This is a genomic window from Bacteroidota bacterium (assembly GCA_016715945.1).
Taxonomy (GTDB): Bacteria; Bacteroidota; Bacteroidia; order Bacteroidales; family F082; genus JALNZU01.
Genome location: JADJXJ010000001.1, coordinates 909,245 through 921,672 on the forward strand (window position 1 = coordinate 909,245; position 12,428 = coordinate 921,672).

At 43.4% G+C, this 12,428-nt stretch carries 3 protein-coding genes and 1 CRISPR repeat array (1 of these 4 cut by a window edge); all 3 genes read right to left on the minus strand.

The window, feature by feature from the left end:
• Positions 1–3 precede the first annotated feature (3 nt).
• Positions 4–5,289, minus strand: coding sequence for a DEAD/DEAH box helicase (locus IPM52_03375; GenBank protein ID MBK9290660.1), 5,286 nt, complete (start codon positions 5,287–5,289; stop codon positions 4–6).
• Positions 5,290–5,565: 276 nt separating this feature from the next.
• Positions 5,566–7,389, minus strand: coding sequence for an ATP-binding domain-containing protein (locus IPM52_03380; protein MBK9290661.1), 1,824 nt, complete (start codon positions 7,387–7,389; stop codon positions 5,566–5,568).
• A gap of 75 nt (positions 7,390–7,464) precedes the next feature.
• A complete protein-coding gene (locus IPM52_03385; GenBank protein MBK9290662.1) occupies positions 7,465–7,773 on the minus strand; it encodes an AAA family ATPase in 309 nt (102 codons plus the stop codon).
• Between the two features lie 479 nt (positions 7,774–8,252).
• Positions 8,253–12,428: direct repeats of the CRISPR family, unit length 37 nt; unit sequence GTCTTAATCCTTGTTTTAGTGGAAGTTGGTTAGTGAG (it continues 7,946 nt past the right edge of the window).

A 12,428-nucleotide genomic window follows, 5' to 3' on the forward strand; every position in this document is an offset into this window, starting at 1 on the left:
GGATTAAATTTTGCGGAAAACGTCTTTTCTTCTCTCAACGAGCTGGTCGAGCGGTTCGGAATAGTGCCATACAATCACATCGTACCCATGATTGCGTAAACACTGGCGTTTGGCATCATCATCACGCATCACATTGGGCACATCGTGCACATCGCCATCGCAAAATACCAATACCGGTCCATTGGCTGTCAGATACACAAAGTCGGCATTCACATAACACTCTTTGATGTTTACCTGCGTTTTATCCGGATAAACGATATCATGTTCCTTCAGGTAGCGGATAAATTTCAGTTCGGTGGAGGAATTTTTGTCGTAGTTTTCCAACAGGTATTGGTATTGCTGATCACGGTCGGTACTGGCTTTGAGCGGAACCACTTCGCAGCGCATCAGTCGTTCGAGGGGTTTTTGTATTGAGATTCTGTCGAGTTGGTCGTGATAGCGCTGGTTGTAGTAAGAAAGCAAATCGTCGTAGGTGGCTTTCGGAAGCTCAGGTTTTTCATCCTCACCTGTTTCCGGGTCGAAGTGCAGCAGTTTGCAGGCTGTCCGGAACAACTCTTTCATTTTTGAGGAGCTTTCCACCAGTTGCGAAAGGATGCCCAGGCTTCCTTCGGCCGACTCATAGAGCATGATGTTTTGGGCTTCGTCATTACCCATGAGCCACACGCCAATTTCACTTTCTTCTACTTCAAACAGTTCTTCTACTGCACGTTTTAACGCATAGGCGAGCGATACCACCTGATTGGCATTGAGCTGGAGGTCTTTCACGGGCTGAATGTACAGGGAGTCGGCATGATCGCGGGCAAACAGGCGGACTTCCCTGGCATGCTGGGCGGTTTCGGGCTCTTCCAGTTCTTTCTGCCGCAGCCAGCGCCCGTTGCGGTCGTCAATATAAAAACCATTTGCATCCTTCGATCTGCTCCAACGGTGGTTCACCTGAATCAACTGGGTTGCCTGGCTGAAAATGATCCGCAGCAATGGTTGGTTGCCTTCCTTGATGAGGCATTGCGTGGTCGATTCGATGCCTTTGGGGTAATTAAAATATTGGGTGACCTGAAAACCTTCGCGCGTACGCTCTTCCTCTTCGCACGAAATACGCTCCTGCGGTATGGCTTCGGTTTCGGTCAGCTCCAGCAGGTTGAACCATACCTGGGTTGAGGATTGGTCTTTCAACGGATTGTTGGTTATCGGGTCGTTGTTAAACCTTTCGGTATCCTCATCCAGGAAGGCATAGCCGGTTTGGGTGGACACTTTTATGCTGCGGTTTTTAAGGCTTGCATCGGCAAGCATCATCCGGCTGATTTTAAACTTGTTGCCGTTGTGATAGATAAGGTTGCCCGGCCCGAATTCGCTCAAGGCAATAAACCTGGGGCGTGAAATGTATTCGCCTTCATCCTTGTGTTTGTAACCAACAAATGTTCGCACAGGCAGGCGGGTAAAATTATATCCCGGCAAAAAGCCTTCGGAAGCCAGGTAACGGAACACATAAAACTCCGATTCGTTGCCGAAGCTCTTCTGATCTTCGTTGAGCAGCAAAGCCCTCTGGGCAAGCCCGATGTTGTGCTGCCTTTTGGCCTCACGCATTAGCGGGCTGGATTGTTTCACGGTGGGGTCATCCATCATTGCCCGCGATTTATGAATGATCTCCTCGGCATTGCGCAACAAAATCCGCCATCGGTCGAACGCCCTGTCAAAGCGGTTGCAGAAGCTATTGGCACGCACCCTCAACCAGTCCTTGTTGAACCAACTGGCTTTTTCGATTTCCGGAATACTTGTCCGGAGAATTTTGTCAAAACCCTCAATCCAGGCCTCTCTGTAAAAGGATGAAGCATTTTCAATTAAGCTAACGATATGACTTTTGACCGGCAATACCTTTTTATCCCTTGTATCAATGACATCGCTGATGGAAACTCTGAGATCGTGCAGACCAAGGTTCATGAGGATGTAGGCGTTGAAATGGGTGAGGATCAGTTCCTCGTTCAACAGGTCAATGCGTGGTGGAACCACTGCCCCGGCAACCATTTTCGTGGGTTCTTTGAAGTAGTGCCTGTCGTGGGCCGACCAGTTTGAGCAATAGTTAATAACCAGCGCTGTTTGTCCTGACCTTCCCGCACGACCGCTCCGCTGCACATAATTGGCAGGTGTTGGCGGCACATTGCGCATATGAACGATGTTCAAATCGGCAATATCAATACCCAGCTCCATGGTTGGGGAACAGAAAAGTGCAGAGAGATCGCCGGAGCGAAACTGCTTTTCACGGGCTATCCTGTCGTCATTCCCAAGTTGTCCGGTGTGTTCTTTGCCAATGAATTGCTTTTGAAATTTGGTGAAATCAGTTTGATAAAACTTGCGGAAGAATTTATTGGGCTCCATTTGCTGTTCCTTGTAGGAGGCCAGACGCACCTCGTCGGGTAGTACGGTAATCCCGTCGCCCAATTTCCACACCACATTGTCAACCCTTAAGCGATACCCTTTAACTGTGCCATTTTTGCCGCGGACATCCTGCGAGGTGAGAAGATTGGCTTTTTTCAGGAGTTCGCAAACCTTTTCAATGTATTCAATGTATTCATCCCCGTTTAGTTGATTCAGTTGATGCTTTTTGAAAAGCCTTTTGAAATATTTACCCACATAAGAATGCGGCCCCATGCTGGTGGTGTAGATGTATCGCTGCGTTTCACCAGGGTTGCGACTCACCATAAAGCATGGCACCTCAATTTTTTCATTTTTGTCGAGCGACCATAGTTTATCTGGATCCAGTTTTAGCTTGATGAAATCTTCCGTTTCTGCCCTTTCGGTGGTTATCAGAGGATACTCCAGAGCGTATGACGTCCTGAAAAAATTTAATAGTTGCGTAAGGATATATTTTCGTTCCGGTGGTGTAAGACGGTCAAACAACGGGATGTCGTTAAAAAAATCGTCTCTCCGGCAAAACTCTTCCAGCCGGTCATATTCGATGGAGAGCAGCGCTGTTTGCTCAAGGTTTGGAAGGTTGAAGCGCCACGAACGCCTCAGATCATATAAGATCCTGATAAGGAGGAGTTTTTTTAAGGCCCTTTCGTTTTCGGGATCAGGCCATTCGTCATTGGGTTCTCTGGCATAATCCGATTCTTTCAGCTGGAGTTGTGGCAACATACGCTCAGCAAGTTCCGACACCTTCAAGCAATTTCTTTCGGATTTTTTCAAGGTATGATACAGCGCCGATCTTAAACGTCCGGTATGGATAAAATCGTTGAAATGTCCTGCCTGCAGGGATGCATCCTGGCGGTTATCTGTAAAGCTGAGCAGTTTCTGTATTTTTTTAGGCTCACCCTGATGATGCAATTCACTGATAGTGGTGTAGGCAGTCATGGTTGTGGCCGTGCTTCGGCCCTCATTGCCCAGCCGCATCAGCTTGGTGTTTTCGCTGGTCTTCAGGTCGTAGATCAAGCCGGCAGTGGGATCGAACAACAGTTTGGCAGGCATGAACCATCCCCATTGTCCGTCCATTATTTCATCAGAAAATTTACCTTCACTATTGAAATAAATTTTTGAGGGTAAGCGATGCACATAATAATTGTCAACCACCACCTTACCCTTTTTTTCGCTCCACCACGAGGGCGGCAATTCCTCAATGAATTCATCCGACCACAACTCCTCATCGTCATGCGGAATGATCAGATAGCCATCCGGAAAATCCTGGGCTGTTAGTTTTCTTGGCTTTAAACCGGTCTCCCTATCGCCTCTCAGATCATCCTTGGAAAGTTGTAGCGGAATATCGTCGGGATCGCGCGGCTCCAATATGTTGGTGGTAAAATTTTTTCTGACACAGATAAACTCATGTCCCGAAAATCTGCTGAACAGAAGCGGATAAATGTATTTGTCCTGGTTGTTTTCGCGCACATACCTTCCGGTTTCGAGGGTGATCTTACGCCTGTCGCGAGGTTCCAGGGTAACATAAACTGTGTTGGTTTGCGAAATAAACTGGTGTAGCTTATAGGGCAGGTAAGATTTAAAGGTTTTAAGCCGATGGGCTTTTATATTGAGGGCCTCAGCCCAATCGAGCAGATTTCGAACGGCTTTTTCACAGTCGGTATAGCTTTCGCCGGAGTCGTCTGCCAAAAGTTTAACTATTTCGCTCAAGGTGTGAGGTTTGCCCCTTTCGACAAAACCATCCGGGTGCCTGAACAGTGCAACTTTGTTTTCGAGCCAGATGGCCAGCGGGTGCCTGACAAAATCCTCCGGTGTGCCATCTTTGGAGATATGCTGATGAATGCCTTCCTGCAACTCAAATTTACCCGGTATTTGTGTTGAAGCTGTGCAGTTCTGGAGGTACTCGCCAATGATTTGGGACACATCGAACTGCGTTCCGAAAATGGTGGATGCCACGCCGGCAACCGCTTTCTTTTTGTCTTCGGGCGAGCCTACAGTGGTCATGGTTGCGGAAGTACCTATGCAAGTCACCTCTCCCCTGGTGATATCCTTTACCCTGCGAATGAGCAGAGAAACGTCGGAACCCTGACGGCCACGGTAGGTATGCAACTCATCAAAAACCAGAAATCTGAGATGCGCTTTGATGGAATCCCGCATCCACTCTTCCGAGGCACGCGTCATGATAAGTTCCATCATCATATAATTGGTCAGGATGATGTCGGGAACTTCCTTTTCAATCCGTTCACGCTCCTCCTGGCCTTCCTGGCCGGTGTAGTTGGCATACGTGATCGGAAATGCTTTGCCGGTAAAACTTCTGAGTTTTTTCAGGATATCCTCCAGGCTCTGTCCATTATTTTCATTCGACCGCAGATCATACTCCTTTCGCTTATCCTCGGGCACAAAGCTGATGAGATAATTCATCTCGTACTTCATGATCTCCTCTTTCTGAGAGTTGATCAGCGCATTCATCGGATACACCAGAACAGCCTTAACCCCTTTCTTCTTTTCCTTCAACTTCAGGATATAATCAAAGATGGTAGCCAGGTATGTCAGTGATTTTCCCGAACCGGTGCCGGAAGTAACCACGAATCCCTGCCCTGAAAGCCCTTTCCTGATGGCTTCCACCTGGTGTTTATACAATTGATAATCGCCAAAAACTGTAATCAGATCATGGTGGATCAATCCCTCACGATGCAAATCAGCCAGGGTTTCCTCCCTTTTGTAAGATGGATTGAACTGCAAAAAAGGCTCTGGAATGAAACCATCTTCATCAAACCTGGCCTCAACGTAGTCGCGGATTCGCTTGTCCCTGATTTTAACAAAAGACCGGATATATTCCCGATAACTATCTGTGATGTCCTTATGAAGTTTAAATGCATCCATCTGTCAAAACAGTAAAATGAATAGCTAAAATACGGTTTCTTTGTCTCCCTCCGGCCCCTATCATGCTGCACGGTGTTTCTTATTCATTGATGGGTGCCGTTTGAGCTTTGGTTGGTATCCTGGTTGGGAAGTGGCTACAGGGTCAGGCTGAGCCGGGTAGAACGCTTAACAATAACATGTTTGCATGAGGCTGGCTGAGATTTAATCCTGGCCGGGCGTTTTGCTTTTTGCAAGGCTTCATCAGGCAACGGAGCTTGCCGGAGTTCCCGGGCTTCGTTAAATGACATTATTGCGATGTGTAAGATTGTTTACAATAAATTTAATTTTAGCAAGCAATTCCGGGCTGTTGCATTTTTTTTCCAAAGGCAAAACCCGACCAAAAAATCCATCTTTATTGTATTCAAAATCAACAACACAAGTTCGACCTTCTTTTTCAATGGTATATCGTTCACGCCATTCCAAATGCCTGATGTCTGTGATAACTTCTTCAGCAGCTAACCCTTTCCTCATGGCATCAAAAAGATTTTTCAGAAATGGTTTCTGTTCTTCAGTAGTTACATCAAATTCGATTTGAGTCAATATGCTTCTTATTGTGTTCCTGTTCACTACAATCGGAGCAGCTCGCTCTAATATTTTGGTGATGGTTTCAAATAATTCATCCGAATTGGTCTGTGCGGGTAGCTTTTGAAAATTGTTTCTAAAGATGTTCTCATTATTGACCCAGTATTTGAATGCAGCTGTTTTTGCTTCTCTTTTGAAGACATATCGCACTTCATACCCTACTTTTTGCCAGGCTATTATGTCGATGTAATGTTTTCGGAGCCAATACCACCTGTGAATGAAATGATCCTGAATGGTCAATGGCGCATCAGCCAAACCAAATTTTTCCAGTTCCGGCAAAACTACATTGATATTGATTTCAATGGTAGAATTTGATTGTCCTGTCAATTCATTAAATGCCTGTTGAACATTCGCATCAATAAAATTCATTTCAGAAAAGGAAGTAAAATATGGTGGATTGATGCAAAAGAGTTTCCTGGAAGCCCGTGTAACTGCGGTGTAGGCCCACCGATAAAACTCCGGATTCGATTTTCCGGAGCGATCGTGTACAGATTGGTAGAAATTAAAATTTTCCTTTGTTCCTATATCCCAAAAAACGAAAGCATGATCCCATTCACCGCCCTGGGCTTTATGGCAGGTAACGGCATAGCCGTATTTCAGAAGAATGCAGTTGAAATACTTATCGTTGATAATGGCTTCCTTAAACTCCTCTGTACCTTTTTTAAGTTTGGGATGCCTGTTTTTAAAATCCACATAAAGCGCTCTCTGCTCTTCGGGCTTTAAGTAATTATCTCCATAAAGGTAGTTTTCCAGCATCAGCCCGCCAACAGTTCTGGATTGGTTATTTTTATCTGGTAAAACTAATCTTATGCTACGCCAGGTAAGTTTGACGCTTTGGGTTTTGCCGCCTTTATCATAAAACCTCACCTCTCTGCTTTCAACTTGCGGACTGGCTTCTGAAACTACGGCAAATTCACCGTTCATGATCCCCAATCGGTAATTGTTGCCCCCAATGATTATTGTATCGGATGTCTGAATGGGCAAATCATCTCCAAATTTATCTCTCCGGATTGCCCGGTTTAAAGCGAGAGCTGTTTTGTTTTTGTAGCATATAATGATTTTTGTACCTGTTTGTGCCTTATAGGTTTCCAAATAATGCTCATAAGTAGGATTGAAAACATCTCGTCCGTTTTCTCTCATATCAAAATCGTTAAAATAGCCAGAAGTCAGACACTGCCTGATTTTAGTGGCTGAATTCAAAATGCCATTGTTCGCATCCTGGCGTTTCACTTCCTTCATTTCTGCTTCTGACACAGGAACTTTGTATGTTTCTCTCAGATAATCAGGATCAAGCGCAGGTGAGAAATTCATTCCAATAGGTGGCAGCTGTGCAGGATCACCAACGAAAATGATTTTGCTTGTTGTGGAAGCCTCCTGAATTCTGCCATATATCATCAGGTCATTCAGCAAACAGCCGCTGCCAAAGCGAAAAAACTCGCCCTGGCTCAAAATATTGCTTACCATCGAAGCCTCATCCACTATCAGAACTGAATGATGAACCTCAGGATTGTTTCTGATATTGTATTGGTACAGAAAAGAAACATCATTTTCGTTTTAACCTTGTTTGATTTCAAATAACTTCTCAAAACTGTATATACCCTTGTGTATGGTAGTAGCCTCAAAACCAGTTTTTTGCTCAATTACTTTGGCTGCTCTGCCAGTTGGCGCCATCAGTTGAAATCTCATTTGTAACGACTTGAGATAGTTTACAAAGCCGCTTAGCAGAGTAGTTTTTCCTGAACCAGCATATCCCTTTAGGATAAAAATGCGCTCATCGCTTTTTAAAAAAGCCTGTAGTTTTTCCAATGCATTTCGTTGATCGTTGGTAAGATTGATGTGCTGGAAATGTTGAAAGATTTTCATGGCGGTATTATTTTATGCAGTGGGTATTTTACAAAAAAGCGTGAAAAGTAAGTTGTTCAGAATTTTTTTTGCATATCATTTAGCTAGTGAGGAATTTGAAAAACCAGACTTTAGGCATCAGCAAGTTAGTAAAATTTTGCAGTAATTTGGATTGCTTTCAAATATAAAAGGAGAAAAAGAAGTCTTAATCAATGTTTTAGTGAAAGTTGATTAGTGAGCCCGCAACCCGAAACCCGGAACAACAAAACCAGTTGATGTCTTAATCCTTGTTTTAGTGAAAGGTAATTAGTGAGCCCGAAACCCGTAACCCGAAACCCGTAACAACAATACCGGTTGATGTCTTAATCCTTGTTTTAGTGAAAGTTAATTAGTGAGCCCGCAACCCGGAACAACAAAACCGGTTGATATCTCAATCCTTGTTTTCGTGGAAAGAGGTTAGATAGGTCGGCTAGTTGTTTCACATAAAACTCAAACGGCAATCATAATCCTTTGTTTTAGATGATGTTAACTAGTGAGTCATAGGCCGAAATTTATAAATTTTTTTTAAAATATCTTAATCCTTGATTTAGTGAAAGTTAATTAGTGAGCCCGCAACCCGAAACCCGGAACAACAAAACCAGTTGATGTCTTAATCCTTGTTTTAGAGGAAGTTGATAAGTGAGCCCGAAACCCGGAACAACAAAACCGGTTGATGTCTTAATCCTTGTTTTAGTGAAAGTTAATTAGTGAGCCCGCAACCCGAAACCCGAAACCCGTAACACCATTACCGGTTGATGTCTTAATCCTTGTTTTAGTGGAAGTTGGTTAGTGAGTGATAAAAAGCCTCGGTGGTTTGAGAAACATTAACCCAGTCTTAATCCTTGTTTTAGTGGAAGTTGGTTAGTGAGTCCTTCGGTATCTCGAAGCCTCTTGCTAAGTGGGAGGTCTTAATCCTTGTTTTAGTGGAAGTTGGTTAGTGAGAGGTAGGCGACTGCTTCTTGCAGGACGGGTGGGTATGGTCTTAATCCTTGTTTTAGTGGAAGTTGGTTAGTGAGTACTGCCCCCTCACCATGAGGAAAAAGACCTTAATGGTCTGTCTTAATCCTTGTTTTAGTGGAAGTTGGTTAGTGAGTAAATATGAAAAAACTAATCTTTACACCCGAGGTGATAAAAAGCCTCGGTGGCTTGAAGAAAGTCTTAATCCTTGTTTTAGTGGAAGTTGGTTAGTGAGTGCTGGCTGCTTTAGCTGAGTCCTTCGGTATCTCGAAGTCTTAATCCTTGTTTTAGTGGAAGTTGGTTAGTGAGCCAAGAAGAATTACATCCTTAATGCATTCTCGCTCCAGTCTTAATCCTTGTTTTAGTGGAAGTTGGTTAGTGAGTCGGTATCTCGAAGCCTCTTGCTAAGTGGGAGCAGGAGTCTTAATCCTTGTTTTAGTGGAAGTTGGTTAGTGAGTCGAGTACTTGTGCTCGACAATTCGGGGTGTAAACCGTCTTAATCCTTGTTTTAGTGGAAGTTGGTTAGTGAGGTCGCTAATGAAATAACGTTGGTTACATGCTACAAAACGTCTTAATCCTTGTTTTAGTGGAAGTTGGTTAGTGAGAGGTGATAAAAAGCCTCGGAGGTATTAGAAATTTGAGCGTCTTAATCCTTGTTTTAGTGGAAGTTGGTTAGTGAGACGGGTGGGTATGAACCTACCCGTCACCCCTTCGGGGGTCTTAATCCTTGTTTTAGTGGAAGTTGGTTAGTGAGCAGGAAGGTCGAACTGTTTACTACGTCCCTTCGGACGTGTCTTAATCCTTGTTTTAGTGGAAGTTGGTTAGTGAGAAACGAAAAAATCAGACTCATTGAAATATATTTCAATGGTCTTAATCCTTGTTTTAGTGGAAGTTGGTTAGTGAGAAGCTTGTTTTCTAAGATGCAAGTTCCCTACGGGGAACAGTCTTAATCCTTGTTTTAGTGGAAGTTGGTTAGTGAGGGTCATTAGAGACCTCGGGGGAACAAGAAACATTAACGTCTTAATCCTTGTTTTAGTGGAAGTTGGTTAGTGAGTTTATGTATATAAACCCCGAGCTCGACGGGCTTAATACGTCTTAATCCTTGTTTTAGTGGAAGTTGGTTAGTGAGGATGTAAAACCTGGCATGATGGCCTTCGTTACCGTAGAGGTCTTAATCCTTGTTTTAGTGGAAGTTGGTTAGTGAGCCTGCTTCTCCCTGTTCTGCCGACTGCCTCCTCCCAGTCTTAATCCTTGTTTTAGTGGAAGTTGGTTAGTGAGAAGTTCCATGGGTACTGTCCCTTAACTGGGAGGAAAAAGTCTTAATCCTTGTTTTAGTGGAAGTTGGTTAGTGAGAGGTGGGCGACTGCTTCCTAAAGGACGGGTGGGTGTGGTCTTAATCCTTGTTTTAGTGGAAGTTGGTTAGTGAGAAAACGGCGAGGTTATAAACCTCGTCGACACGATTTGTCTTAATCCTTGTTTTAGTGGAAGTTGGTTAGTGAGCCATGGGTACTGTCCAATAACGATGAGGAAGAAGACCCGTCTTAATCCTTGTTTTAGTGGAAGTTGGTTAGTGAGTCCCTACCGAAAAGCTCAGACCATCTTATCAGAGTTCAAGTCTTAATCCTTGTTTTAGTGGAAGTTGGTTAGTGAGTCGATAGCCTCAGTAACGAGGTTATCATTGCCAATACAGTCTTAATCCTTGTTTTAGTGGAAGTTGGTTAGTGAGACTCTACGAGGAGGTATGCAACCTTCTTGACGGAGTAGGTCTTAATCCTTGTTTTAGTGGAAGTTGGTTAGTGAGTGAACGGTAGCTATTTCGTTAATATGTACGAAAAAAGTCTTAATCCTTGTTTTAGTGGAAGTTGGTTAGTGAGAATAGGCGCAATTTTGCGCCTATTTTTTTTATTTTTTATTGTCTTAATCCTTGTTTTAGTGGAAGTTGGTTAGTGAGCGGAGTCGATAGCCTCAGTAACGAGGTTATCATTGCCAAGTCTTAATCCTTGTTTTAGTGGAAGTTGGTTAGTGAGAGCATCACGTAGCTGGAATTACCGGCTACGTGACCTCGTCTTAATCCTTGTTTTAGTGGAAGTTGGTTAGTGAGCAGAGGGGTAAACCCCGAAACGCTCCTTGACTCTTTGTCTTAATCCTTGTTTTAGTGGAAGTTGGTTAGTGAGTGGGTACTGTCCTTTGACTATGAGGAAAAAGACCTTAATGGTCTTAATCCTTGTTTTAGTGGAAGTTGGTTAGTGAGTTGTAAAAAACAAAATTGTATTAGCGAATTCTGTAGGCTGTCTTAATCCTTGTTTTAGTGGAAGTTGGTTAGTGAGTAAAAAAACTTGAGAATGATCAGCTAAAGATCCTTCGGGTCTTAATCCTTGTTTTAGTGGAAGTTGGTTAGTGAGTAGTCCGGAGACTACTAAATACTTTGAGTCCCTACTGTCTTAATCCTTGTTTTAGTGGAAGTTGGTTAGTGAGAAAGAGTAGGAAGCAGTACCATGTTGGGGACTGCTTGTCTTAATCCTTGTTTTAGTGGAAGTTGGTTAGTGAGTAAACCGTAAAAAGTTTATTAATATAGCTTCGATAGGTCTTAATCCTTGTTTTAGTGGAAGTTGGTTAGTGAGTCGAACTGTTTACTACGTCCCTTCGGACGTAGTGGAGTCTTAATCCTTGTTTTAGTGGAAGTTGGTTAGTGAGAAAACCGTTTGCCAGGTCATAACCTTTTTTAAAAAATGGTCTTAATCCTTGTTTTAGTGGAAGTTGGTTAGTGAGAGGGGGTAAGTGAGAAAAAAGGTAAACTTGTCGAGTAGTCTTAATCCTTGTTTTAGTGGAAGTTGGTTAGTGAGCTTCGGGGTTAATTGATAAACCGTAAAAAGTTTATGTCTTAATCCTTGTTTTAGTGGAAGTTGGTTAGTGAGATTTTTACCCCAGAGGTGATACAAAGCCTCGGGGGTCTTGTCTTAATCCTTGTTTTAGTGGAAGTTGGTTAGTGAGGGGTTTCATTCGTATTTTATAACGGAAATTCTAAAAAAAGTCTTAATCCTTGTTTTAGTGGAAGTTGGTTAGTGAGAATCAGAGGGGTAAACCCCGAAAGACTTCTTGACTCTTTAGGTCTTAATCCTTGTTTTAGTGGAAGTTGGTTAGTGAGTTTGCTTAAGCCGTATGTCGTGGAGTATTCGCCCAAAGGTCTTAATCCTTGTTTTAGTGGAAGTTGGTTAGTGAGGGGAACGCGCTCCCGGTTGGGTATTTAGCGTCAAAATGTCTTAATCCTTGTTTTAGTGGAAGTTGGTTAGTGAGTACTTGCAGTTTGCGCAGGAAGCCGCGAAATTGGCGCGCGTCTTAATCCTTGTTTTAGTGGAAGTTGGTTAGTGAGATCACCGGTTAAAGTTTTCAGAAAGAATAACACAATTGTGTCTTAATCCTTGTTTTAGTGGAAGTTGGTTAGTGAGAGGACTTTACCGATGGGATATTATCCCCTACTCATCGTCTTAATCCTTGTTTTAGTGGAAGTTGGTTAGTGAGCAGAGCCTCGGGGGAATCAGAAACATTAACCCATGGACGTCTTAATCCTTGTTTTAGTGGAAGTTGGTTAGTGAGTGGTCTGCACTTCCTCTTACACTTCTCAAAAGAATAAGTCTTAATCCTTGTTTTAGTGGAAGTTGGTTAGTGAGCAGTCATATTTT

Bases quoted from the DNA above. Each gene is read 5' to 3' on its own strand.
- IPM52_03375 (MBK9290660.1), bottom strand. From the start codon at position 5,289: ATGGATGCATTTAAACTTCATAAGGACATCACAGATAGTTATCGGGAA.
- IPM52_03385 (MBK9290662.1), bottom strand. From the start codon at position 7,773: ATGAAAATCTTTCAACATTTCCAGCACATCAATCTTACCAACGATCAA.